This is a genomic window from Tanticharoenia sakaeratensis NBRC 103193, assembly GCF_000963885.1.
GTDB lineage: Bacteria > Pseudomonadota > Alphaproteobacteria > Acetobacterales > Acetobacteraceae > Tanticharoenia > Tanticharoenia sakaeratensis.
This window is the reverse complement of sequence record NZ_BALE01000010.1, coordinates 151,246-177,635: the sequence shown is the minus strand read 5'-3', so window position 1 is coordinate 177,635 and position 26,390 is coordinate 151,246. Positions and strand designations below refer to the sequence as shown.

General features: G+C 64.0%; 20 protein-coding genes. All 20 read right to left on the bottom strand.

All coding sequences use genetic code 11. From position 1 onward, the window contains the following. Positions 1–4: 4 nt before the first annotated feature. The 20 genes from B8446_RS04665 to B8446_RS04570 all read right to left on the bottom strand — a co-directional run bounded on the left by B8446_RS04665 (position 5) and on the right by B8446_RS04570 (position 26,315). Positions 5–301: a 50S ribosomal protein L23 gene (locus B8446_RS04665; RefSeq protein ID WP_148505852.1), complete on the bottom strand. Its 297-nt coding sequence runs from the start codon at positions 299–301 to the stop codon at positions 5–7. A gap of 41 nt (positions 302–342) precedes the next feature. Beyond that, a complete protein-coding gene (gene rplD, locus B8446_RS04660) occupies positions 343–957 on the bottom strand; it encodes a 50S ribosomal protein L4 (RefSeq protein WP_048847705.1) in 615 nt (204 codons plus the stop codon). A 12-nt stretch (positions 958–969) separates the two neighbouring features. Further along, positions 970–1,653 (bottom strand): 50S ribosomal protein L3, encoded by a 684-nt coding sequence (rplC, locus tag B8446_RS04655; RefSeq protein WP_048847703.1) that lies wholly within the window; start codon positions 1,651–1,653, stop codon positions 970–972. A gap of 10 nt (positions 1,654–1,663) precedes the next feature. Then, positions 1,664–1,972, bottom strand: a complete 309-nt coding sequence (gene rpsJ / locus B8446_RS04650; protein WP_048847701.1) for a 30S ribosomal protein S10 — start codon at positions 1,970–1,972, stop codon at positions 1,664–1,666. A 137-nt stretch (positions 1,973–2,109) separates the two neighbouring features. Continuing rightward, positions 2,110–3,300, bottom strand: coding sequence for an elongation factor Tu (gene tuf / locus B8446_RS04645; protein WP_048847699.1), 1,191 nt, complete (start codon positions 3,298–3,300; stop codon positions 2,110–2,112). A 116-nt stretch (positions 3,301–3,416) separates the two neighbouring features. Next, positions 3,417–3,893, bottom strand: coding sequence for a 30S ribosomal protein S7 (gene rpsG / locus B8446_RS04640; protein ID WP_048847697.1), 477 nt, complete (start codon positions 3,891–3,893; stop codon positions 3,417–3,419). A 12-nt stretch (positions 3,894–3,905) separates the two neighbouring features. After that, positions 3,906–4,277, bottom strand: coding sequence for a 30S ribosomal protein S12 (gene rpsL / locus B8446_RS04635; protein ID WP_023979007.1), 372 nt, complete (start codon positions 4,275–4,277; stop codon positions 3,906–3,908). A 406-nt stretch (positions 4,278–4,683) separates the two neighbouring features. Then, complete coding sequence (gene rpoC, locus B8446_RS04630) at positions 4,684–8,874, bottom strand: DNA-directed RNA polymerase subunit beta' (protein WP_048847692.1); 4,191 nt, start codon at positions 8,872–8,874, stop codon at positions 4,684–4,686. Between the two features lie 123 nt (positions 8,875–8,997). Continuing rightward, the gene (gene rpoB / locus B8446_RS04625) at positions 8,998–13,176 is read right to left on the bottom strand and encodes a DNA-directed RNA polymerase subunit beta (protein WP_048847690.1); all 4,179 of its coding nucleotides are present in this window, start codon (positions 13,174–13,176) and stop codon (positions 8,998–9,000) included. 247 nt (positions 13,177–13,423) lie between these two features. Beyond that, positions 13,424–13,801 (bottom strand): 50S ribosomal protein L7/L12, encoded by a 378-nt coding sequence (gene rplL / locus B8446_RS04620; RefSeq protein ID WP_048847688.1) that lies wholly within the window; start codon positions 13,799–13,801, stop codon positions 13,424–13,426. Between the two features lie 132 nt (positions 13,802–13,933). Continuing rightward, entirely contained in the window at positions 13,934–14,458 is a 525-nt protein-coding gene (gene rplJ / locus B8446_RS04615) for a 50S ribosomal protein L10 (RefSeq protein ID WP_048847686.1), read from the bottom strand. Positions 14,459–14,813: 355 nt separating this feature from the next. Beyond that, positions 14,814–15,509, bottom strand: coding sequence for a 50S ribosomal protein L1 (rplA, locus tag B8446_RS04610; protein ID WP_048847684.1), 696 nt, complete (start codon positions 15,507–15,509; stop codon positions 14,814–14,816). Positions 15,510–15,512: 3 nt separating this feature from the next. Then, a complete protein-coding gene (gene rplK, locus B8446_RS04605) occupies positions 15,513–15,947 on the bottom strand; it encodes a 50S ribosomal protein L11 (RefSeq protein WP_048847682.1) in 435 nt (144 codons plus the stop codon). A gap of 131 nt (positions 15,948–16,078) precedes the next feature. Next, positions 16,079–17,794 (bottom strand): efflux transporter outer membrane subunit, encoded by a 1,716-nt coding sequence (locus B8446_RS04600; protein WP_084712074.1) that lies wholly within the window; start codon positions 17,792–17,794, stop codon positions 16,079–16,081. Then, positions 17,791–19,089 (bottom strand): efflux RND transporter periplasmic adaptor subunit, encoded by a 1,299-nt coding sequence (locus B8446_RS04595; RefSeq protein ID WP_048847680.1) that lies wholly within the window; start codon positions 19,087–19,089, stop codon positions 17,791–17,793. The genes B8446_RS04600 and B8446_RS04595 overlap by 4 nt, the downstream gene beginning before the upstream one ends. A gap of 50 nt (positions 19,090–19,139) precedes the next feature. Next, positions 19,140–22,325, bottom strand: a complete 3,186-nt coding sequence (locus tag B8446_RS04590) for an efflux RND transporter permease subunit (RefSeq protein WP_048847678.1) — start codon at positions 22,323–22,325, stop codon at positions 19,140–19,142. 158 nt (positions 22,326–22,483) lie between these two features. Then, on the bottom strand, positions 22,484–23,950 hold the full coding sequence (locus B8446_RS04585) for a sensor histidine kinase (protein WP_084712073.1): 1,467 nt from the start codon (positions 23,948–23,950) through the stop codon (positions 22,484–22,486). Beyond that, positions 23,937–24,662 (bottom strand): response regulator transcription factor, encoded by a 726-nt coding sequence (locus B8446_RS04580; protein WP_048847677.1) that lies wholly within the window; start codon positions 24,660–24,662, stop codon positions 23,937–23,939. Before B8446_RS04580 ends, B8446_RS04585 begins: the two co-directional genes overlap by 14 nt. 78 nt (positions 24,663–24,740) lie before the next feature. Further along, positions 24,741–25,982 (bottom strand): DNA recombination protein RmuC, encoded by a 1,242-nt coding sequence (locus B8446_RS04575; RefSeq protein ID WP_048847675.1) that lies wholly within the window; start codon positions 25,980–25,982, stop codon positions 24,741–24,743. Between the two features lie 63 nt (positions 25,983–26,045). After that, positions 26,046–26,315 carry a hypothetical protein gene (locus B8446_RS04570; RefSeq protein WP_048847673.1) on the bottom strand — a complete coding sequence of 90 codons (270 nt, stop codon included), beginning with the start codon at positions 26,313–26,315 and terminating at the stop codon, positions 26,046–26,048. Positions 26,316–26,390 lie beyond the last annotated feature (75 nt).

Below are 26,390 nucleotides of genomic sequence, written 5' to 3'. Positions count from 1 at the left end.
CGGCTCAGGGGAGCTTCGCGGTCAGGTCAATGGACTGACCTTCCGCGAGCTGCACGAAAGCCTTCTTGATGTCGGAGCGCTGACCCGGACGGCCTTTGAACCGCTTGGTCTTGCCCTTCTGCACCAGCGTGTTGACGCCGAGGACCTTCACCCCGAACAGCGTCTCGACAGCGACCTTGATCTGCGGCTTCGTCGCATCAAGGGCCACCTTGAAGACAACCTGGTTCCGCTCGGAAGCGGCGGTCGACTTCTCGGTGATGTGCGGCGCGCGGATCACGTCAAAGAGCGCATCACGCGACATGCGCGTTGCGCGGTTGCGCTCGGCGAGTACGTTCCTTGCGGTCATGACAGGCGCTCCTTCAGAGCCTCGAGCCCGGCGCGCGTGATGACCAGCACGTCGTGGTTGAGGATGTCATACACATTGGCACCGATGGTCGGCAGCACGTCGATCTTCGGCAGGTTGCGAATCGCAAGGCCGAAGCGCTCGTCGACTGCACCATCAACGATGAGAGCGGACGTCCAGCCGAACGCGCGCATCTTGGCCTGCGCCTCGCGCGTCTTGGTCACGCCCGATGTCGTATCGAGGACGACCAGCTTGCCTTCGGCAGCCTTCTGGCTCAGCGCCGAGATCAGGCCCAGCTTGCGAACCTTCTTCGGAAGGTCATAGCCGTGGTCACGCACGACCGGACCGTGGACGACGCCACCGGTACGGAACTGCGGTGCCCGCAGCGAGCCCTGACGAGCCGAACCCGTGCCCTTCTGCTTGTAGGGCTTCTTGGTCGTGCCCGAGATCTCGCCCATGCCCTTGGTGCGATGCGTACCGGCGCGGCGCTTGGCCAGCTGCCAGTGAACAACGCGTGCCATGATGTCGGTCCGCGGCGCCTGGGCGAAGATCGCCTCCGGCAAGTCGACCTGACCGGCACTGCCGTTGTCGAGGGTCTTAATATCGTATTCCATCACCCTCTATCCTCAACCGGCGGCTGCCAGCGTCGCGGCCGGATACGGCGCATCGCTATGGCGAGCCTTCTTGATCGCATCGCGGATCATGACGAGACCGTTCTTGGCACCGGGGATCGAGCCGCGCACCATGATCAGGTTGCGCTCGGCATCGACTGCCGCGATTTCCAGGTTCAGCGTGGTCACGCGCTGGTCGCCGAGGTGTCCCGCCATCTTCTTGTTCTTGAAGACCTTGCCCGGGTCCTGGCGCTGGCCGGTCGAACCGTGCGAACGGTGGCTGACCGAAACACCGTGCGAGGCTTCGAGACCCGCGAAGTTCCAGCGCTTCATGACGCCGGCGAAGCCCTTGCCCTTCGACGTCCCCGTGACATCGACCTTCTGGCCGACCACGAAATGGGCCGCGGAGAGCTTCGAGCCGGCTTCGAGCACCGCATCATCGGCCACGCGGAATTCGCGCACGACCTTCTTCGGCTCGACGCCCACGCGGGCATAATGCCCACGCATCGGCTTCGACACGTTCTTCACCTTGGCCGGCATCATGCCCAGCGCCACAGCGCTGTAGCCGTCACGCTCCACGGTCCGCGTCTCCACGACCTCGACCTCGTCGAGGTGAAGGACGGTGACCGGCACGTGGGTGCCGTCTTCCTTGAACAGCCGGGTCATACCCAGCTTCTTTGCGATCAATCCGGTACGCATCGTCTGGACCTTACAGTTTGATCTCGACGTCCACGCCAGCGGCGAGGTCGAGCTTCATGAGGGCGTCCACGGTCTGCGGTGTCGGCTCGACAATGTCGAGCAGCCGGCGATGGGTCCGAATTTCGAACTGCTCGCGGCTTTTCTTATCCACGTGTGGGGAACGGTTCACCGTGAACCGTTCGAAATGCGTCGGTAGCGGGATAGGACCCCGAACCCGCGCACCCGTACGCTTCGCCGTGTTGACGATCTCCTTGGTGCTGTTGTCCAGCACGCGGTGATCGTACGCCTTCAGGCGAATGCGGATGTTCTGGTTGTCCATCTGTCTGTTCGTCCAACTCAAAATAGGTTCGGGCCTGCGGTCGAAACCGCCCCGCCACCTCTTCAGCCTCTACTTAAAAGCAGACCCCGGCCGGATTACTCCGGCCGGGGCGCCTTCAGGCAGAACCTTCAGGGCGCTCAGGCGCTGATCGAAGCAACCACGCCGGCGCCAACCGTGCGGCCGCCTTCGCGGATCGCGAAGCGCAGGCCTTCGTCCATGGCGATCGGCGCGATCAGCTCGACATCCATCGCAACGTTATCGCCCGGCATCACCATCTCGGTGCCTTCCGGCAGCTTCACGACGCCAGTGACGTCGGTCGTGCGGAAGTAGAACTGCGGACGATAGTTGGTGAAGAACGGCGTGTGACGGCCACCCTCTTCCTTCGTCAGGATGTACGCCTCGGCCTTGAAGGTCTTGTGCGGCGTGATCGAGCCGGGCTTCGCCAGAACCTGGCCACGCTCGACGTCTTCACGCTTGGTGCCACGCAGCAGCGCGCCGATGTTGTCGCCAGCCTCTCCGCGGTCGAGCAGCTTGCGGAACATCTCGACGCCGGTGACGGTCGTCTTGACGGTGTCCTTCAGGCCCACGATTGCGACTTCGTCACCAACGTTGACGGCGCCACGCTCAACACGGCCGGTCACCACCGTGCCACGACCCGAGATCGAGAACACGTCTTCGATCGGCATCAGGAACGGACGGTCGATCGGACGCTCCGGCTGCGGGATATAGGTATCAACCGCTTCCATCAGCTCCAGAACGCGGTCTTCACCGATCGTCGCATCGCCGTCCTCGAGGGTGACGAGCGCCGAACCCTTGACGATGGGAATATCGTCGCCGGGGAACTGGTAGGACGAAAGCAGCTCGCGCACTTCCATCTCGACGAGCTCGAGCAGCTCCGGATCGTCAACCTGGTCGACCTTGTTCAGGAACACGACCAGCGCCGGAACGCCGACCTGACGTGCGAGCAGGATATGCTCGCGGGTCTGCGGCATCGGGCCGTCAGCAGCCGACACGACCAGGATCGCGCCGTCCATCTGGGCGGCACCCGTGATCATGTTCTTCACATAGTCGGCGTGACCGGGGCAGTCGACATGGGCGTAGTGACGCGCCTTCGTCTCGTACTCGACGTGAGCCGTCGAGATCGTGATGCCACGAGCGCGCTCTTCCGGCGCAGCGTCGATCATGTCGTATGCGCGGTAGGTCGCACCACCCGACTTCGCCAGCGTCTTGGTGATCGCAGCGGTCAGCGACGTCTTGCCATGGTCGACGTGACCGATGGTGCCGATGTTGCAGTGCGGCTTGGTCCGCTCAAATTTGGCCTTTGCCATTGTCTCTCTCCAGGGCCCGGCCAGATCAGCCGGGTGAGAATGAAAAGTTCAAAACACGGTGCGGTGCCGGGCCGGATGTCCGCACCGTGCCGCACAAGCCCGTTAGCCGGTCGCAATTACCAGCGGTAGTGGCTGAATGCCTTGTTGGCTTCAGCCATACGATGCGTGTCTTCGCGCTTCTTGACCGCCGTGCCACGGTTGTTCACCGCGTCCATCAGCTCGTTCGAGAGCCGGTCCTGCATCGTGTTCTCGCCACGCTTGCGGGAGGCGTCGATCAGCCAGCGGATTGCCAGCGCCTGGCGGCGCTCTGCACGCACCTCGACGGGGACCTGATAGGTCGCACCACCGACGCGGCGGGAGCGAACCTCAACGGCCGGCTTCACGTTGTCCAAGGCAGCGTGGAACATCGACACCGGATCGGCGGATGCACCACCGCGGCGACGCATGGTCTCCATCGCACCGTAGACAATGCCTTCGGCGGTGGACTTCTTTCCATCGTACATCAGCGCATTCATGAAGCGCGTGATGACGACGTCTCCGAACTTCGGATCGGGAAGGATCTCGCGCTTTACGGCGCGGTGGCGGCGGCTCATGCCTCTTTCCTCTTACTTCGGACGCTTCGCGCCGTACAGCGAACGACGCTGACGACGCTTGGCAATGCCCTGCGTGTCGAGCACGCCGCGCAGGATGTGGTAGCGAACACCCGGAAGGTCCTTCACGCGGCCGCCCCGGATCAGGACCACACTGTGCTCCTGAAGGTTATGGCCTTCGCCAGGGATGTAGCTCACGACTTCATACCCGTTGGTCAGACGCACCTTGGCGACCTTACGGAGAGCCGAGTTCGGCTTCTTCGGCGTCACGGTGTAGACACGGGTGCAAACGCCGCGCTTCTGCGGGCAGCCCTGCAGCGCCGGCACCTTGTTCCGCTTGGCGGCCGGCTCGCGGCCCTTGGCGATCAACTGGTTGATGGTCGGCATACGCCCTTCCCGATCCTTGCTTTCTCAATGCCGGCCTAACGTCTCACGCCGGACCGCTTCATTCATGACAAGACGACGCACGATCTTCATCGCGCGCCTTTGGCATCCTCAGCGCATCCGGCCTGGGCTTACGGCAAACTCACAAGGTCGAAAACCCAGAGCTGCCTCCGCGGCACCGCACGCGAACATGCTGGTTTTTTGCGGCTATCGACGTCGTTTCAGACGGGGGTAGCCGAGGGCGCGGAACCTACGAGTGGATTGAGCCCGAGTCAAGCAGAACCGCCCGATTCGGGCAGGCTTTGCGCAAACGACCCGTACCCGGCCCAAACTGGAACATTCGGCGCAAAAAAAAGGCGGGCCAGAGGCCCGCCAGGTAATATTGTTGCGCAGGAACGCGATGGAATCCTTACTCCGCGGCATCTTCCTCGACTCGCGGAGTAGCCCGCCCGACACGCTGACGATCCTGAGACGCCGCAACCGCGCGAAGCTTATTCATCACGCTGCCCGTGCCGGCCGGGATCAGGCGACCGACGATGACGTTCTCCTTGAGCCCGTTCAGCGTATCGACCTTGCCGGCTGTCGCCGCTTCGGTCAGCACGCGTGTGGTCTCCTGGAAGGAGGCCGCGGAGATGAACGACTGGGTCTGCAGGGACGCCTTGGTGATGCCCTGAAGGATCGGCATACCCGCTGCCGGGCGCTCGCCTGCATTCATGCGCCGCGTGTTCTCCGCGTCGAACTCCATGCGATCCACCGTCTCGCCGATCAGGTAGGTCGTGTCGCCCGGCTCGAGCACCTCGATCTTCTGCAGCATCTGCCGCACGATGACCTCGATGTGCTTATCGTTGATCTTCACGCCCTGCAGTCGATAGACGTCCTGGATCTCGTTCACGAGATAGTCGGACAGAGCCTCCACACCCATGACCTTCAGGATGTCGTGCGGAACGCGCGGACCGTCGACCAGCGGATCGCCCTTCTGGACGAAGTCGCCTTCCTGCACGGACACGTGCTTGCCCTTCGGGATCAGGTAATCCGTCTCCTCTCCGGTCTCGTCATTCTTCACGATCACGCAGCGCTTGGACTTGTAGTCCTTGCCGAATTCGATGCGGCCGTCGCCCTCGGCGATGATCGCATGATCCTTTGGACGACGTGCCTCGAACAGTTCGGCAACACGCGGCAGACCACCTGTGATGTCACGGGTCTTGCTGCCTTCACGCGGAATACGCGCCAAGGCGTCACCCGCATGGACCTGCGCGCCGTTCTCGACCGACAGCAGGCTGTCAGGCGAGAGGAAGTAGCGGGCCTCGTTGCCGTTATCGAGCTTCACGACGTTGCCGTGCTCGTCCTTCAGCTGCAGACGCGGACGCAGGTCCACGCCCTTGGCCGCCTGCTTGTAGTCGACGACCACCTTGGAGGTAAGACCGGTGACTTCGTCCATCCGCTCGACGAGCGTGATGGAGTCGATCAGGTCGAGATACTCGACCGTGCCGGCCTTCTCCGTGATGATCGGCAGGGTGTACGGATCCCACTCGGCCATCTTCAGGCCACGCTGGACTTCCTGCCCTTCCGACACCATCAGTCGCGCACCATACGGCACACGGAAGCGACCGCGCTCGGCACCGTTCTCATCCGTCAGCAGGATCTCGCAGTTACGCGACATGACGATCGGCACGTTCTGCGAGTTCTGCACGACGTTGCGGTTCTTGATCGTCACGCGACCGTCACGCGACGCCTCCACCATCGACTGCTCGGCACCACGCGTTGCAGCACCGCCGATATGGAAGGTTCGCATCGTCAGCTGCGTGCCCGGCTCACCGATGGACTGCGCGGCAATGACGCCTACAGCTTCGCCAATGTTGACCGGCGTGCCGCGTGCGAGGTCACGACCGTAGCAATGGCCGCAGACGCCGACCTTGCTGTCGCAGGTCAGGACCGAACGGATCAGCACGCTTTCCACGCCCGCCGCCTCGATCGCCTCGGCCTCGGCTTCCTCGACCAGCGTGTTGCGCGGGAACAGGAGGTTGCCCGTCGCCGGCGTCAGAACGTCAGCCGCCAGCGTGCGTCCAAGAATCCGCTCGGAAAGCGACGAGACGACCTCGCCCCCATCCATCACGGCGCGGACCGTCAGGCCACGCTCGGTCTCGCAGTCGTTCTCGACGATGATGCAGTCCTGCGCCACGTCGACCAGTCGCCGGGTCAGGTACCCCGAGTTCGCGGTCTTCAGAGCCGTATCCGCGAGACCCTTACGGGCACCGTGGGTCGACGTGAAGTAATCGAGAACCGACAGGCCTTCCTTGAAGTTCGCGATGATCGGCTGCTCGATGATCTCGCCCGAAGGCTTGGCCATCAGGCCGCGCATGCCGGCCAGCTGCTTCATCTGCGCCGGCGACCCACGCGCACCGGAATGGCTCATCATCCACACCGAGTTGGTCGGCTTGCCGATCACCTGGGTGGAGATCTCCTTCATCATCGCGGCCTGCACTTCGTCCGTGCAGCGCGACCAGGCGTCGACCACCTTGTTGTAGCGCTCGCCCGCCGTGATCAGGCCGTCCTGATACTGCTGCTCGAACTCCTTGATCTCGACCTGCGTGCGCTCGACCAACTCCTTCTTGGCCTCGGGGATGATCATGTCATCCTTGCCGAAGGAGATGCCCGCGCGTGCCGCATGGCGGAAGCCGAGGCCCATCAGGCGGTCGCAGAAAATGACTGCTTCCTTCTGACCGCAATGGCGATAGACCGCGTCGATCACGTCCGAGACGTTCTTCTTCGTGAGCTGCTTGTTCACGAGGCTGAACGGAATCGCCGGATGACGCGGCAGGATCTGCGCGATCAGGGCGCGGCCCGGCGTCGTCAGGAGCATCTGCCGCACAGGCTGGCCGTCTTCGCCTTTCGTCTCCAGACGCAGACGGATCTTGTCGTGCAGCTTCAGCGCGCCCGCCTGTATGGCGAACTCGATCTCGCCAACCGACGAGAAGGCAGGAGGGGCTTCGCGGACGATCTGACCGTCCTTGATCACCGCCTCATCCGGCGTCTCGCGATATTCCGGCACTTCGAGGCTCAGGTAGTAGAGCCCGAGGACGATGTCCTGACTCGGCACGATGATCGGCTTGCCGTTCGCCGGGCTGAGGATGTTGTTGGTCGACATCATCAGCACGCGTGCTTCGAGCTGCGCTTCCAGCGACAGCGGCACGTGGACCGCCATCTGATCGCCGTCGAAGTCGGCATTGAAGGCCGTGCAGACCAGCGGATGCAGCTGGATCGCCTTGCCTTCGATCAGCACCGGCTCGAAAGCCTGAATGCCCAGACGATGCAGCGTCGGCGCGCGGTTGAGCATCACCGGGTGTTCGCGGATCACCTCTTCGAGGATGTCCCAGACCTCCGGACGCTCCTTCTCCACCATCCGCTTCGCGGCCTTGATGGTCGTGGCATGACCGTACTTCTCGAGCTTCGAGTAGATGAACGGCTTGAACAGCTCGAGCGCCATCTTCTTCGGCAGGCCGCACTGGTGCAGCTTCAGCTCGGGGCCGACGACGATGACCGAACGGCCCGAATAGTCGACGCGCTTGCCGAGCAGGTTCTGACGGAAGCGGCCCTGCTTGCCCTTGAGCATGTCGGACAGCGACTTCAGCGGCCGCTTGTTCGCACCCGTGATGGCACGACCGCGACGGCCGTTGTCGAACAGTGCGTCCACGGCCTCCTGCAGCATGCGCTTCTCGTTGCGCACGATGATGTCGGGCGCGCGCAGCTCGATCAGACGCTTCAGACGGTTGTTCCGGTTGATGACGCGACGGTAGAGATCGTTCAGATCAGACGTCGCGAAGCGGCCACCATCCAGCGGCACCAGCGGGCGCAGCTCGGGCGGGATCACCGGGACGAGGTCCAGGATCATCCATTCCGGCTTGGAGCCGGACTCGGCGAACGCCTCGACCAGCTTCAGGCGCTTGACCAGCTTCTTGCGCTTGGCCTCCGACGTTGCGTCCTTGAGCTCCTGGCGCAGCGTAACCTTCTCGGCGTCGCAGTCGATGCGGGTCAGGACCTTCTTGATCGCTTCCGCACCGATGCCGACCTCGATCCCGTCCTCGCCATACTCGTCCATGGCGTCGAGATACTGGTCTTCCGACAGCAGGCTGAACTGCTTGAGCGGGCTCGTGCCCGACTCGAGCACGACATAGCTCTCGAAATACAGGATCTTCTCGAGATCCTTGAGTGTGAGATCGACCATCAGGCCGATACGCGACGGCAGCGACTTCAGGAACCAGATATGCGCGACAGGCGAGGCCAGCTCGATATGGCCCATGCGCTCGCGACGCACCTTGGCCAGCGTCACCTCGACGCCGCACTTCTCGCAGACGATGCCGCGGAACTTCATCCGCTTGTACTTGCCGCACAGGCACTCGTAGTCCTTGATCGGACCGAAGATGCGCGCGCAGAACAGGCCGTCGCGCTCCGGCTTGAACGTCCGGTAGTTGATGGTCTCCGGCTTCTTGATCTCGCCGTAGGACCACGAGCGGATCTGCTCCGACGAGGCGAGCTGGATCTTGATCTGGTCGAAGCTGACCGTCTGACCGGTCTGCCCCAGGATCTTCATGAGTTCGTTCATACGCCGAAACCCCCCTGCACGGCGCGCTCACGCGCCGGCCGCAATCTTTTCAACATGGGCTCCGGGAAAAGCTAACGCCCGAAGCCCACGCAATTCAAACAGGAATGACCGACAGGGCGTCCGTCAGGACGGCTGGCCCTGCTCCAGATCGACGTTCAGACCCAGAGACTTCAGCTCCTTGATCAGCACGTTGAAGCTCTCCGGAATACCCGCCTCGAAGTCGTCGTTCTCGCGAACGATCGCCTCGTAGACCTTGGTACGACCCGACACGTCGTCGGACTTCACGGTCAGCATTTCCTGCAGCGTATAGGCAGCGCCATAAGCCTCGAGCGCCCAGACTTCCATCTCACCGAACCGCTGGCCACCAAACTGCGCCTTGCCGCCCAGCGGCTGCTGGGTCACGAGCGAGTACGGACCGATCGACCGTGCGTGGATCTTGTCGTCTACAAGGTGATGCAGCTTCAGCATGTAGATGTAGCCGACGGTCGTCTTGCGCTCGAACAGTTCGCCCGTACGGCCATCGATCAGCTGGGACTGCCCGGACGTGTCGACGCCAGCCTTGGTCAGCATGTCCTCGATGTCCGGGATCGACGCACCGTCGAACACCGGCGTCGCGATCGGCACGCCCTTGCGCAGGTTGTTGCCGAGCTCGATCAGCTGCTCGTTCGGCAGCGTCGCGATATCCGACTCGTAGACCGCATCGCCATAGACGTCCTTCAGACGATCCAACAGCTCCTGCTTCTTCTCGCCGGTGCGCTGATACTCGTCCACCATGTCACCGATGCCGCGCCCGATATTGGCGCAGGCCCAGCCCAGATGGGTCTCGAGGATCTGACCCACGTTCATGCGCGAAGGCACGCCGAGCGGGTTCAGCACGATATCGACCGACTGGCCGTTCTCGAGGAACGGCATGTCCTCGACCGGCACCACGCGGGAGACGACACCCTTGTTGCCGTGACGTCCGGCCATCTTGTCGCCCGGCTGCAGCTTGCGCTTCACCGCGACGAACACCTTGACCATCTTCATCACGCCCGGCGGCAGCTCGTCGCCACGCTGGAGCTTTTCGACCTTGCTGTCAAAACGCGCCTGGATGCGTCCGACAGCCGCATCGAACTCGCGACGAAGCACGTCGATCTCGGCCATGACCTGATCGGACGACACGACGATGTTGCGCCATGCACCACGCGGATGCTCGGACAGAACTTCAGCCGTGATCTCGGTCCCGGACTTGATTCCCTTGAAGCCCGCGCCGGCCGTCTGGCCGATCAGACGCTCGCGCAGCCGGTTCAGGAAGCTGCGTTCCTGAATGGCACGCTCGTCGTCACGATCCTTCGTCAGACGCTCGATCTCGGCGCGCTCGATCGCCATCGCGCGCTCGTCCTTGTCCACGCCGCGGCGGGAGAAGACGCGCACGTCCACCACCGTGCCGGACGTGCCGGGCGGCAGCTTCAGCGACGTGTCGCGAACGTCCGAAGCCTTCTCGCCGAAGATGGCGCGGAGGAGTTTCTCTTCCGGCGTCATCGGGCTTTCGCCCTTCGGCGTGACCTTGCCGACCAGGATATCGCCCGGATTCACCTCGGCGCCGACATAGGCAATGCCCGCCTCGTCGAGGTTACGCAGGGATTCCTCGCCGACATTCGGGATGTCGCGCGTGATCTCTTCCTGACCGAGCTTGGTGTCACGCGCCATGACCTCGAACTCCTCGATATGGATCGAGGTGAAGACGTCGTCGCGCGCGATCCGCTCGGAAATGAGGATCGAGTCTTCGAAGTTGTAACCGTTCCAGGGCATGAACGCGACGAGCACGTTCCGGCCGAGTGCCAGTTCGCCAAGCTCCGTGCTCGGGCCGTCGGCAATGATGTCACCGGCATGAACGCTGTCACCCACCCGGACCAGCGGACGCTGGTTGATGCAGGTGGACTGGTTCGACCGCATGTACTTGCGCAGACGATAGATATCGACGCCCAGCGTCAGCTCGGCCTCGTCCGTCGCCCGCACGACGATACGCGCGCCGTCGATCTGGTCGACGACACCGTTGCGACGCGCAACGATGGTCGCACCCGAGTCATGAGCGACAGCCGCTTCCATGCCCGTGCCGACCAGCGGCGCATCAGCCTGCACCAGCGGCACGGCCTGACGCTGCATGTTCGAGCCCATCAGTGCGCGGTTCGCGTCATCGTTCTCAAGGAACGGGATGAGCGCTGCCGCCACGGAAACGAGCTGCTTGGGCGACACGTCGCACGCCGTGACCTGATCGGGCGGCACGAGACGGAAGTCACCGGCCCGACGGACCGAGACCAGCTCGTCCGTCAGTTCGCCCGTTTCCTTGTTCTGCGCGGCATCGGCCTGGGCGACGACCAGCTTGTCCTCTTCCATCGCGGAGAGATACTTCCAGCCGTCCTGCAGCACGCCGTCCTGCACCAGGCGATACGGCGTCTCGATGAAGCCGTATTTGTTTACCTTGGCGTAGGTGGACAGCGAGTTGATCAGACCGATGTTCGGCCCTTCCGGCGTCTCGATCGGGCAGATGCGGCCGTAATGCGTCGGGTGGACGTCACGGACTTCGAAGCCTGCACGCTCACGCGTCAGACCGCCCGGACCAAGCGCCGAAAGACGACGCTTGTGCGTTACTTCCGACAGCGGGTTCGTCTGGTCCATGAACTGGCTGAGCTGGGACGATCCGAAGAACTCGCGGACGGCAGCTGCCGCCGGCTTCGCATTGATCAGGTCATGGGGCATGACCGTATCGATGTCGACCGAGCCCATGCGCTCGCGGATCGCGCGCTCCATGCGCAGAAGGCCGACGCGATACTGGTTTTCCATCAGCTCGCCGACCGAACGCACGCGACGATTGCCGAGATTGTCGATGTCGTCGATCTGCCCGCGCCCGTCCTTGAGCTCGCACATGATCTTCACGGTGCGCAGGATGTCTTCCTTGCGCAGGACGCGAAGCGTGTCCGGCGCATCAACCTCGAGACGCATGTTCATCTTGACGCGGCCGACGGCGGACAGATCGTATCGATCACCGTCGAAGAACAGGCCCTGGAACATGGCTTCCGCCGTTTCCGGAGTCGGCGGCTCGCCGGGACGCATGATGCGATAGATGTCGATCAGCGCCTCGTCACGTGACGAGTTCTTGTCGACCGCCAGCGTGTTGCGGATCCACGGGCCGCGCGCGCTGTCGACGGCGAGCGTCGGCAGCTCGGTGATACCGGCCTCTTCCATCGACGCGAGACGCGCTTCGGTCAGTTCCTCGCCAGCCTCGCCGTAGATCTCGCCCGTATGTTCGTTGACGAGGTCATGCGCCAGGAACCGCCCGAGAAGGTCCGCACGACCGACGAGCACGACCTTCGTGTTCTCGGCGATCTTGCGCACCATCCGCGCTGTCAGCTTCGCGTCGGCCTCGGCGACCACTTCGCCCGTGTCGGCATCATAAAGCGGCTCGAGCAGCTTGAGGCCACGGAAGGCGTCGGGCTCGAACGGACGCGCCCAGCCCTTCGGCAGGCGCGAGAACGTGACGGTGCCGTAGAAGTAGGACAGGATTTCGTCCTGATCCATGCCGCGGATGTCGAGCGCGTCGACGTCGCCGCCTTCCGCTTCCTTCGCGGCGCGGGCAGCGATCGAGTGCTCACCTTCCAGCGCATATAGCAGGGTCGTGACCGGCAGCTTCCGCTTGCGATCGATGCGGACGTAGATCAGGTCCTTCGCATCGAACTCGAAGTCGAGCCAGGATCCACGATACGGGATGACGCGGGCCGCAAAGAGATACTTGCCGGACGCGTGCGTCTTGCCCTTGTCGTGATCGAAGAACACGCCCGGGCTGCGATGCATCTGGCTGACAATGACACGCTCGGTGCCATTGATGATGAACGTGCCGTTGTCCGTCATGAGCGGCATGTCGCCCATGTAGACCGGCTGTTCCTTGATATCGCGGATCGAGCGCGAGCCCGTGTCCTCGTCCACGTCCCACACGATCAGGCGCAGGATGACCTTCAGCGGCGCCGCGAAGGTCAGGCCACGCTGGATGCATTCCTCGACGTCATATTTCGGCTCTTCGAGCTCGTAGGACACGAACTCCAGACGACCGCGCCCTGCGAAGTCGTTGATCGGGAATACGGAGCGGAAAACCTCCTGCAGACCCGTCTGCTGCCGGCTGTCCGGCGCTACGTTCATCTGCAGGAACGCCTCGTAGGAGGCGCGCTGCACGTCGATCAGATTGGGCATCGGCGCGACCTCGGGGATACGCCCGAAGCTCTTGCGGATCCGCTTACGCCCGGTGAACGATTTGGTGATCGCGTTCATGTATCCTGCCCCTTCAGTCACCCGCCAGACCTTCGGGTCGTCCGCAACGCCTGAGCGCGCGGGCGACCGGAACGACCGGCCATTCAATTATCCTGCCACGCACCGTCAGGAGCGTGGCCGTCGCCGCAGGCGAGCATGTCTGCCGCCAACGGCAAATCGGGCGGGAACCAGCATGATTCCCGCCCTGACCGTGTTCTACGCCACGTGGACGGCCGGATCGGACGATCCGGCTGACCAGTCGACGAGATTACTTGATCTCGACGCTCGCACCGTTGTCTTCGAGCACCTTCTTGATCTTGGCGGCATCGTCCTTGCTGACACCTTCCTTGACGGTCTTCGGCGCGCCTTCGACCAGATCCTTGGCTTCCTTGAGGCCCAGGCCGGTGATGGTGCGGATTTCCTTGATCACGTTGATCTTCTTGTCGCCCGACTTGGCGAGGATCACGGTGAACTCGGTCTGCTCTTCGGCCGGAGCTGCAGCGGCACCAGCGGCGGGAGCCGCAGCAACGGCTGCCGGAGCAGCAGCGGAGACGCCCCACTTCTCTTCGAGAAGCTTCGAGAGCTCGGCGGCCTCGAGGACGGTAAGAGCGGACAGCTCGTCAACAATCTTGTTCAGATCGGCCATGGTTCGGTTCCTAATGTATACTCAGAGTTCCCGGCGACAATCCCGCACGCATCAAAAATTTCCGCGAGACAAGACGATCACCGGCTGCTGACCCGCCGACAGACCTGCCGGACGGGCGGTTTGGTTCGTGACTTACGCGGCTTCCGCCTCGCCTGCCTTGGCATAGGCGCCGAAAACGCGCGCAAGCTGGGCGGCCGGCGCCTGGGTGAGACCCGCGATACGCGTGGCGGGGGTCGAGATGAGCCCCACCAGCTGCGCACGCAGCACATCCAGCGACGGCAGTTCCGCCAGCGCCCGGATCCCATCCGCATTCAGCGTCTGCGATCCCAGGGCGCCACCGAGCACCACCAGCTTGTCGTTCGTCTTGGCGAATTCGACGATCGTCTTCGCGACTACTACCGGATCTTCCGCCCACGCAAGCGCGGTCGGCCCCTTCAGCAGCGGCGCGATGCCGTCGAACTGGGTCCCATCCAGGGCACGGAGGGCCAGCCGGTTCTTCGCAACCTTGTACGTCGCTCCCGCAGCGCGCACGCGCCGGCGCAGATCCGTCACATCGGCGACCGTGAGACCCTTGTTCTGGGTCACGACCACCATTGACGTGCTGCCGAACACACCCGCGAGGAAGTCGACGAAGGCCCGCTTTTCCGTACGGTCCATATTCCGTCTCCTCTTGAGCCGGAACGCCCCGCATGCGGAACGCGCCGGCCGGATTGCCCTTCAGATCATTCAGCGCAACACGCCAAATGATCCGCTCGCCTGTCCACCTGCAACCGGATTACCGGAACCCGCCCAAGCCGGCTGAACGCCGATCTGAAGAATTCCTTCACCCCGTCTGTCGCGCGCGGACCCTGATGACAGGTCGTCCATTAAGGCCCGGAACCGGGCCACGTGCGGTCTTGGACAGGTTCGGGGCGCACATCGACAGGATCGATGGACACCCCTATGCCGCCGGGCGTGAACCCGGCGTCATCTCATGCGGGCAGCCGGATCGAAACCCGGACCGCCCCGCCGATCAGCCGGCCGCCAGCGTCGTGACGTCGAGGCGCAGACCTGCACCCATCGTCGACGAAAGAGCTGCCTTCTTGAGATAGGTGCCCTTGGCACCCGTCGGGCGCGCCTTCTGCACCGCATCGACCAGCGCGCGGATGTTCTCCGCAAGCTTCTCGGAATCGAAGGAAGCCTTGCCAACGCCGGCATGCACGATACCGGCCTTCTCGGCGCGGTATTCGACCTGACCGGACTTGGCCGCCGTGATGGCGCCCTTGACGTCCATCGTCACCGTGCCGAGACGCGGGTTCGGCATCAGGCCACGCGGGCCGAGGATCTTACCCAGACGACCCACGAGCGCCATCATGTCCGGCGTCGCGATGCAGCGGTCGAATGCGATCTCGCCGGCCTGGACCTTCTCGGCCAGATCTTCGGCACCGACGACTTCCGCACCAGCTTCGCGCGCTTCGTCGGCCTTCGCGCCACGAGCGAACACGCCGACGCGCAGCGTCTTGCCGGTGCCGTTCGGCAGCGACAGCAGACCGCGGACCATCTGGTCGGCATGACGCGGATCGATGCCGAGGTTCAGCGAGAGCTCGATCGTCTCGTCGAACTTGGCGCGCGCATTGGCCTTCACCAGCGCAATCGCCTCGTCGAGCGAATAGGGCTTGTTGCGCTCAACCGCAGCGCGGGCCGCTTCCAGTCGCTTGTTCTTGGCCATCGGTTAGCCCTCCACCACGGTGAGGCCGATCGACTTGGCGGAACCGGCGAGCATGCGCACCGCTCCGTCCAGATCGTTCGCGTTCATGTCCTTGCTCTTCTGCTCGGCGATCTCGCGCAGCTGCGCGATCGTCACCGAACCGACATTCGGGCCCTTGCCGACCGTCTGGCTGCCCTTGCTGATCTTCGCAGCCTTGAGCAGGAAGTAGGTGTTCGGCGGGGTCTTGGTAATGAACGTGAACGTGCGGTCCGCATAGGCCGTGATGACCACCGGGATCGGCATGCCGGGCTCGAGAGCCTGCGTCTTGGCGTTGAACTCCTTGCAGAACTGCATGATGTTCAGGCCGCGCTGGCCGAGGGCCGGACCAACCGGCGGTGACGGATTGGCCTTACCGGCCGGGATCTGCAGCTTGATGTAGCCAACGACTTTTTTGGCCATATCCGGGACTCCCTGAAGTTGGTGTCGCCCGGACCGCGGTGCTTGCGGAGCGGACAGGCCGCCCCTCCCGCGTTCCGATAAACGTGTGGGGAGCGGCCCTCTAGCGCCCGGGGGCGGGCGCTGTCAACCCCTTACGGAGTCGCGGATGCTCCGTCGGGATTCGGGCTGCCGTCCCGGGCCGGCAGAGCCGCCTCCCCCGTCATCATCTGGTCTATGCCACCGCCGACATTGCCCATCGCCTGCGGCATGCCGGTGCCGGACAGGTTGTTGTCCGTCGGGCTGGTGTGGGTATCGATCCCGCCTGCCGGAATCGCATGATGCAGATGATCGTACTGAAGGGCGTGGATCGGATCGATATCCTTGACAGCCGGCAGCTGACTGCGATCCCAGCCGCCGCCCAGCGCACGGATCAGCCTGACCGTCGACTGGAGCTGTCCCGTCTGGGCCTGGACCTCTTCGATGCGGGCCAGCAGCGTGTCCTGCTGCGCGATGAGTGAGTTCAGGTAGTCGCTCAGGCCGCCCGTATAGAGTGCCATCGTCATGTTCTGGGTCCGCAGCGCCGCCTGCACCGCCTGTTCCTGACGAAGCTGCTGGACATGATAGAGCCCGGCCTGGGTCAGGCTGTCTTCGACGTCCTGGAAGGCCTGCAGCACGACGGAGCGGTAATTGTCGGCCGCCTGCCGGTACTGGGACCAGGCGCGCTGCAGGGCCGCACGACGCAGGCCGCCCGTGAACAATGGCTCCATGGCCTGCACGCCATAGCTCCACATGGAGTTGGCAAGATTGGCGAGGTCGAACCCGTTATTCATGAACCCACCCGAGGCACTGAACGTGACATTCGGGTAGAAGGCCGCGCGCGAGACGCCGATCGCGCGGGACGCGGCGGCCATCTGGCGCTCGGCCTGGGCCACGTCGGGCCGACGTTCGAGAAGCTGCGACGGCAGTCCTGAATCGACGTGCACATCGCCCATGACGATGGCATGCGCGTTGGTCGGCTGAATGTGGAACGCGGCAGGCACCGTATTCTCGAGCACCGCGATCTGATGTTCGAGAACCTGGCGGGCAGCGACCGTGAAGCTGAGGGTCGCCATTGTCGAATACAGCTGGTTCTGGGCGCGCGACACGTCCAGACCGGCTGCGATGGCGCCGGCCTGACGCATCTGGGTGATCTGCACCGCGGTGCGATAATAGTTGATCGAGTCCTTGTACACCGCGATCTGAGCGTCCAGCCCGCGCAGGCCGATATAATCGGACGCGAGTTCCGCCTCGAGCGTCAGACGGACCAGCGCGTACTGGGCTGCATTCGCCTGAGCCAGATTCTTCTGCAGATGGGCAGTATTACGGATCCGGTCCCAGAAATCCGGCTCCCAGGTTGCGGCGCCACTGTAGAATTCGCTGGATTCATAGATCGGCGCATTGCTGGGAACGGCGCGCCAGAGCCTGGTTTCCGACGATCTGTTCTTCGTGCCGCCAGCGCTTCCCGTCACCTGGGGATAAAGCTGCGCCTCGGATTCACGGGCGATGTCGCGTTCCTGAGTAAACGCCTCGGCCTGCGCCTGCAGGTCGGGGTTCACCTGCAGCATGTGCGTTTCGAGCGTGTTCAGTTCGGGATCGTTGAACATCGTCCACCAATTCCCGCGCACCGCCCCGTCGGCCGGTTTGGCATCGGTCATCACGCCATGGCCGGCCCAGCCATTGGGATAGATGTAGTTCGGCGGATGATAGTCGGGCGCCAGGTCGCACGCATTCAGAACGCTGAGCGACAGACCACCCACGAGGAGTGCCCGCAGGGCGCCCCCCTTGCGGAACCGGCGCGTGCCGGCCCCGCCCTGGTCATGGCAGGTCATTGATTCACCTTGTGCCCGGGAATGGTGTTGTTGCCTTCGGGCATCGCCCGGGTGTCATCGTTCGGGTCATGCTTCTCGTCGGACGTGTCCTGCGGCGCCGGCTGCGTGTTGTAGCCATTCGTCGGCTCGACGACCTTGACCTGCTGCCCTTCGAGGATGTCCGCCGTCGGCGTCATGATCACGTTGTCGGTCGTCTTGAGCGAACCCATGACCTGGAACGTGGTGCCGAAGTTGATGCCAACCGTGATGTGCACAAGATGGACGTGTCCGTTGACGACTTCCGCGACCTGCGTGCCTTCGGCGCGGAAGATGAGCGCTGAAACCGGCAGGATCAAGACAGACGGATCACCCGGTGCCTCGAAATGCGCCGTGGCGTATGAGTCAGGCCAGAGCAGTCCGTCGTCGTTCGGCAGCGTCAGCTCCGTCGTCACCGTGCGGGTGTCGGCATTGAAGGCCCGTGCGGTCGCCAGGAACGATGCCTTGAACTTGCGGCCCGGATACTGTGGCAGGGAGAGGTCGGCACTGACCTTCGGCGAGATCACCGCGGCGAAATCCTGCGGCACGGAGACGAACACGCGCATGCGGTGCACGTCGGCCACCGAGAACAGCTCGGCTGCCCGTCCGTTCGAGTTCAGGTTGCCGCCGCCGGGATTGACGTAGTCGCCCACATTGACCAGGCGGGACGTCACGATCCCGTCGAAGGGCGCTACAATCCGCTTGAAGTTCTCGAGCGCCTCGTAGCGGTCGACTTCATGCTGGGCCGCCTCGACCTGGGCCTTCTCGGCCGCCGCGTTGGCTGCCTGCACGTCCACTTCCTGACGCGAGACGGCCTGGGTGCCGCGCAGCGCTGCCCAGCGATCGGCCGTCAGCACGGCGAGGTGATAACGCGCGAGCTGGACGTTCAGCGCGGCCTTCGCCGCCGCATACTGGGCATCCAGGCTCGGCGTATTGATCTCCGCCAGAACGTCGCCCTGCTTCACGCGTGCGCCGAAGTCCTTGTACCACATCTTCACGTAGCCGGAGACCTGCGCATAGATCGGCGCCTGGTACCATGCGGCCAGGTTCGCCGGCAGGTCGAGCGTCCGGGTGGCCGGTCCGGCCTTCGGATGCACCAGCGTCACGCGCGGCAGGGCCGCTTCATGCGTTTCCTGCGCCAGCGCGCGGGTATGGGCCGCACGGCCCAGAATGCCCCAGGCCGCAAGAAAGATCGCAAGTCCGACCATGACCAGCAGCACGAGGCGGCTACGCCCGCGGCCGCGCGGATGGGTGCCCTGAGGGCCGCTCCCCTGCGCCATGTGACCGTTTCCGCCGTGCGACATAGGCTCGCCCCGGCTGTCGTGACCGCTCATGCGTGGTCTCCCTGTATACCTTGTTCTGGGGCGCCGTCGTGCGGCTTCCTGTAATGCATCAATGCGAACACGCAGGGCACGAACAGCAAGGTCGCGACCGTCGCCACCAGCAGGCCGCCGATGACCGCCTTGCCGAGCGGTGCGTTGTCCGAGTTGCTGATCGACATCGGGATCATCCCGATGATCATCGCAAGCGCGGTCATCAGGACCGGGCGGATACGCTCGTACCCGCTCTCGATCGCGGCCTTGATGACGTCGCCATGGTGATCCAGCCGCTCGCGTGCGAAGGCCACGACCAGGATCGCGTTGGCGGTCGCCGTTCCCATGCACATGATGGCGCCTGTCAGAGCCGGCACCGACAGCGCGGTGTGGGTCAGGAACAGGCTCCACGAAATGCCGCCGAGCGCGCCCGGCAGGGCCATGATGATCACGAACGGATCCAGCCACGACTGAAAGTTCACGACGATGATGAGGTAAACGAGCGTGATCGACATCGCGAGGCCGACGATCAGCTGGAAGTAGGCGTCATTCATCGTCGTCGCCTGGCCGCGCAGGATCATCGTCGATCCATGCGGCAGGCCCGGACGCATCTCGTCGACGATCTTCTGGACGGCGCGCGAGACCGTGCCGAGGTCCATGCCTTCGTTGGCGGCATACACGTCGAAGACCGGCATGATGTTGTAATGCGCGACCTCGCCCGGCGTGCCCGTGGGTTCGAACGCGGCGAGACCGCCCAGCAGCTGCGGATTCTGGCCCGTCGGGTTGTTGTCGCCCTTGTCGACCGGAACGATCTCGAGGTCGTTCATGGTCTGAAGGAAATTGGCCGGCGTCTGGACGTCGATCAGCTGCGAGGTGCCGGCCGCGTTCAGATAGTAGGTCTGACCGACCTGCGCCGATCCCGACAGCGTGACGAGCGCGTTCTGCGCGACGTTCTGTTCCGTAATACCGGTGCCAAGCGCGAAAGTACGCCGGTTGTTCACCAGGATCGTCGGCTGCGACATCGGCTCTTCGATACTGACGTCGGTAACGCCGGTCGTCTCACGCAGGCGCTGGGCCAGACGCGTCGCGAAAGCATAGTTGCCGCTCAGGTTGCGCCCGACGATCTGGACGTCCAGCGGCGACGGCAGGCCGAAGTTCAGGATCTTCGCGGTCAGGTCCGCGGGCTGGAACGTGAAGATGGTGCCGGGGAACGCATCGATCAGACCGCGACGCACCTCCTGGCGATATTCCGCCGTGGGGCTCGCGTCATCCTTGAGCGAGATCGTGACGTCGCAATCCTGACTGCCGGTGGTCGGCGTCGGGATATAGGCCTGGTTCAGCTGGCTGAACGGCAGGCCGCAGTTGTTGACGATCTGCTCGACCTTGCCCGGGAGGATCTGCTCGATCTTCGCATCCACGAGCCCGGCGATCTTGCCGGCTTCCTCGATACGGGTGCCCGGAGGTGCACGCATGTGCATCTGCAGCGTGCCGGAGCGAATTTCGGGGAAGAAGTCCTCGCCCACGAAGAACAGCAGCCCCAGCGAACAGACGGCGGCGAGCAGGAACAGCATGACGAAGCGCCCGCGGATCGCGATCAGGCCGATGAGCACCTCCTGATAGCGCTCGCGGAATACCGTGAAGCGACGCTCGAAACCGCGCTGGAACCGGCCGAAGAAACCCGGCTTGCGGTTGTGGCGCTCGGGATCGCGATGGGCTGCGACCTGCGCCGCGAGCATCCAGTTGGCCATGGTCGGCACCAGTGTGCGCGACAGGATGAAGGACGCGATCATCGCGAAGATGATGGCTTCGGCCATCGGCATGAACAGCCAGCCGGAAATACCCGTCAGTTCGAACAGCGGCAGCCACACGATGCAGATGCAGGTCGTGGACACGAAGGTCGGGATGACGATCTGGTTGGCGGCGTCGATGATCGCCGTCTCGAGATCCTTGTCCATCTCCAGATGGGCATCGATGTTCTCGATCATGACGGTCGCGTCGTCGACGAGAATACCGACGGCCAGCGCGAGGCCGCCGAGCGTCATGACGTTGATCGACTGTCCCGCAATTCCGAGGCCGATCACCGAGCAGAGGATGGCGAGCGGGATCGAGGTTGCGACGATGATCGTCGAACGCCACGAACCGAGGAACAGGAGGACCACGAGGCTGGTCAGGATGGCCGCCGTGACCATTTCCTGAACGACGTCCTCGACCGAGTCGATCACGAAGCCCGACGCGTCGGTCAGCACTTTCATCGTGGTGCCGGCAGGCAGTGTCGCCTCGACCTGCGGCAGCAGCTTCTTGACGCCGGAGACGACGTCCAGCGTGGACGCATCACCGCTTTTCAGAATGACGATCAGGACGGCCTGATGACCGCGCACCAGCACGGCGTTCATCTGCGGCGGCCCGCCCGGATGTACCCAGGCGACGTCACGCAGATAGATCACCGAGTTGCCGACCTGCTTGACCGGCATTTTGTTGAAGACGGACAGATCGATCGGCGCGGAGTTGGTGCGCACCATCCAGTCGTAAGGACCGATCTTCTGGTCACCGGCCGGCAGCACGATGTTCTGGCGGTTCAGGGCGCTTGCGACGTCGACCGGCGAGAGCTTGTGCGCGAGCAGCTTGATCGGGTCGATATCGACCATGATGTCCGGTGCGAGACCGCCGTATGGGTTCGGAATGGCCGCACCTGCGACCGAGACCAGCTCCGGCCGGATCAGGTTCGACGCCATGTTGTAGATGTCGGACCCGCTCATGCTCGGATTGTCGACCTGAAGGGTCAGGACCGGAACCGAGGAGGCATCGAGCGTCAGGATCAGCGGCGGCGTGGCACCGGTCGGCATCTGCTTGATGACGGTCTGGGAGACCGAAGTGATCTGCGTCTGCGCGACCGCCGTGTTGGTGCCGGGCTGGAAGAAGATCTTGACGATGCCGCGGCCATAATACGAGCCGCTCTCGATGTGCTCGATGTTGCTGACCGTCGCGGTCAGCGAGCGCTCGTAATAGTAGACCATGCGGCCCGACATGTCGTCGGGCATCAGGCCGGTATAGGACCAGACGGCAGCGACGACGGGGATCCGGATATTCGGAAAGACGTCGGTCGGGGTCGTGATGATGCCCCTGATTCCGAAGATCAGGATGACGATGGCAAGAACGACGAACGTGTAGGGCCGCTTGAGCGCGGTAACGACAACCTGGTTCATGAGCGGGCGCGTGTCCTGCCCGTGTGGCGGCCGCAAACCGGCACGGCGGCTGCGCGGTCGTGGCGTATGGCCTCAAACGTCATCAAGGAAAGCCCCCTTTTCGTTACGTGCAGCCATACCGCTCAGCGGGGCCACGACAACGAAATTTAGATTTAAGGTCAGGAGGCGACCGGCGTTCGGGTCGTCGGGAGGCTCGGATTTTCGGGCCGGATTTCGCCCGACGACTGTAAATTGCCCACTGCGGGGAATGCAATCTCGAACACTGTTCCCGGGTTCTCGGTGCGGCCGCTCTGGGCGTCGATCGCAAGCCGCGCGTCATGCAGGCGCAGGATCGCCGAAACGAGGCTTAACCCCAGTCCGCTGCCGGGAACGTGCCTGCTCTTGTCGGAACGATAGAAGCGTCCCAGCACGGCGCCTCGCTCGCCTTCGGCAATCCCGATCCCCGTATCGAAGACGCGCAACAGGACCCGGTCGCTGCGACGCTCGGCCGCAATTCCGACGGTTCCCCCGGCTGGCGTGAACTTGATTGCGTTGTCGATCAGGTTGGCCAGCACTTCGATCAACAAATCGCGATCGCCATAGACGACCAGCCTGTCGGCTGAACCGAGCGACGCTCCATTGACCTGATCCAGCAGGACCAGCCCCTCAGTCTCGGCGATCGGATCATAAAGATCGACGATATCGGCCACCAGATCAGGGAGGGAAACGGGGCCGAAGCCGGCCCGGCGCCTCCCGTTCTCGATTTCACCGATCCGCAGGAGGGCTGTGATGATGGAGAAGCACTGATCGAGATCGCTCTGGGCCTGCGCCAGCGCCTGCCCGAGCGTCACGCTGTCGGCCGGTCGGGCGAGCGCACGTTCCATCCGGGCACGCGCGCGCGTCAGCGGCGTGCGCAGATCGTGCGCGATGTCGTTGCCGACGTCCCTGATCTCGTCAAGCAGGTGTTCGAGTCGATCGAGCATCCGGTTGACCGAGCCCGCGAGGCGCTCCAGTTCGTCGCGCCCTCGCCCGGCGGGCAGACGCTCGTGCAGGTCCCCGCCCATGATGCGCTCGATCGCCTCATGCATCTCGCCGACCCGGGAGAGGGCGCGATGGCTCAGGATGATGCCGGTCATCAGCGAGAAGGCGACGATCGGGACGACCGAGATCCAGACGGCACGGCGCGTCATGTAGCGCAGTTCGTCCAGCATGTGCAGCGAGCGCGCGAGCACGAGAATCCGGTCGCCCGGCGCACGGACCGCCAGAAACCGCATGTCGTAGGGGTCGTCATCCGGCGGATGGACGGTGAGCTGATGCACTTCGCCGTCGATCACCAGCCCTTCGGGCCAGGTCCTGAGGTCACCGGCTATATAATGAAAGCCGGAGTCGAAGACGGCAGCTCCGTTGATGACGACGCGCAGATTGCCCGCCGTGCGTTCGTTGACCGCATTCAGAAGGCGCGCGGGCGGATCGCGCAGCAGGATCCCCGCCTCGCGCTGAAGCAGGTCGTTGGAGCGTCGCTCCTCGAAATGCGTCATCTGGACGTAGACGAGGCCGAACTGCAGCACCATCGCGCCGACCATGGCGCCCACGACCGCCAGCGTCAGCCGGAAGGTCGCGGTACGAAAAAGATCAGTCCGCCACACGCAACATGAACCCCGCGCCGCGAATGCTCTGGATCAGCGGGGTTTCGCCCGGCCCGTCGATCTTGCGGCGGAGCTTGCCGATGTGCACGTCCACCAGGTTGGTCTGCGGAATGAACCGGTAGTTCCAGACGTCTTCCAGCAGCATCGTGCGCGTCAGCACGCGATTGGGCCTGCGCATCAGGTATTCCAGAAGCCGGAATTCGCGCGGCAACAGGTCGATGTCGCGACCGTCCCGGCGGACGCTGCGCTCGATCAGGTCCATCTCGATCGGCCCGACGCGCAGCATCGTGGCGCGCGTATCGTTCGGTCGCCGCATCAGCGCCTCGAGACGCGCGGCCAGCTCCTCCATCGCGAAGGGCTTGGTGAGATAATCGTCGCCACCGGCCTTCAGGCCGCTCACGCGATCGTCCACTGCGGACAGCGCCGACAGGACGAGGACGGGCGTGTAAATGTTCTGGGCGCGAAGGGTCTCGATGATGCTGAGACCGTCCAGTTCCGGCAGCATGCGGTCGACAATCATCAGATCGTACTGGCTCGCGCGCGCGGCGGCGAGACCGGCCGGTCCCGTATGTTCAAGGTGGACGGAAAAGCCCCGCGCGGTCAGCTCCTCGCCGACTTCGCCTGCAAAGCGTTCATCATCCTCGACAAACAGGACGCTAGGCATGGCGTCCGGCGCGCCGTCCGTCGCCTCGTTGAGGGGTGTGTCGTCCATGTCGCCATGAATGGCCGAGGCGCTTCAACGCGCCCATTAAATTCGGCTTCAAACGAAGGCCATCCGGGCGCCGCAGCATCACGATGTGCTGCCCGGCGCATCGAATGCGCCGTCCGGCTCTGCCTCGCCCTGATCGTCGGGATCGAGCGCACGCAGGCGTCTGCCCAGCACGCGTGTGCGCCGCCGGGCCTCGTCGATCGTGCCGGACAGGGTGCCTGTCTGCCGCGCCAGCTTGTCCAGAACCCCGTCCATCCGCAGCATTTCCTGTCGCGTCAGACCCAGCAGACGCGCAATCGCATCCGTCCGGTCTTCCAGCGCCAATGTAACATAACCCAGGTGAACCGTGCGCAGGAGAGCCGGGATGAGAGACGGTCCCATCACGATCACGCGCTGCAGGCGCCCGATCTCGTCGATCAGGCCGGGGGCACGCGCGATTTCCGCGTAAAGGCCATCGGTCGGCAGATAAAGCACCGCGAACTCGACGGTTACGGGCGGGCGGATGTATTTCTCGGCGATCTTGCGTGCTTCCAGCCGGACCTGGCCTTCCAGCAGGCGCCGGTTGGTTCGCTCACCGTCCGCATCGCCGCGTTCGGCGGCATCCAGAAGACGCTCGTAGGCTTCGGTCGGAAATTTCGAATCGATGGCAAGACGCGGCTTCAGCCCGCCGCGCATCGGCATGACGACCGCGAACTCCACGACCTCGCCGCCATCGCCCACCCGGAAATTACTGTCATAGGCGCCTTCGGGCAGCACATCGTCCAGCAGGGCGCGGAGCTGGGCCTCCCCCCACCCGCCTCGCGCCTTGACGTTACTGAACAGGCGCTTGAGGTCGCCGATCTGCGCCGTCACCGCCGTGACTTCGCCGAGCGCCTTCTGCATGGCAGAGAACTGCTCCAGCACACGCTGGAACGACGTCTGCATCTGTTTCTCGACCGCGCTGTGAAGCTGTTCCTGCACCGCCTCACGGATCAGGGCGAGCTGGCGGCCGTTCTCCTGCGCCATCTCGCGCAGGGCGTTGGCCTGTCCCACCCGCGCCTCGGCCTGATCGACGGTCTGGCGATGGGTCTGCGCCGCAAGACGGTCGAGCACATCGATCTGCCCGCGCTCGACATGCTCGTGCAGCGCGCGTGTCTGTTCCGCATTCTGGGCATGCAGGCGCTGTATTTCGCCCGCCCGCGCATAGGCGTCCCGTTCAAGCGTCTGGCTCAAGGCCGCAAGCTTCTGCGCGCCGCCGCGATCACCGCCGCGCAGCCAGGCCAGAATGGCCGCGATGACGGCGAAGCCGGTGATCAGCCAGGGAATAAGAGAATCAGGCATCATGAGCGAGATGATAGAACAAAAGCGGTCCGGGCGCGCCCGCTCGCCGCACCCGGAATCAGGCCGCTATGGCAGATGAACGTTCCCGTAGGATGCGGCACCAAGCCCCGGGCAGCTGCAGGACGCGCCCAGCGGAACCTTGTAGGGCATCTTGCAGGTGTAGATTCCGGCCTTGCAGGTATAGCCCAGGCCGGTCACCGGCGTGCCGGGCGGAACCGGCCCCGGGGCCGCCGTGCCGACACAGCCTGCAAGGGCCAGCATGGATGCGACAGTCGCAACCGCGCGCGCTGCGCGGCCCGTCGTGCGAACACGCGAACTGTCGAGAAATAACGGCATGGAAGGCGCTCCTGATCATTCGGTCTTGAAACGGCAGAACGGACCGCGGTCACGGCGGTTCCGCCGCCGCAGCTG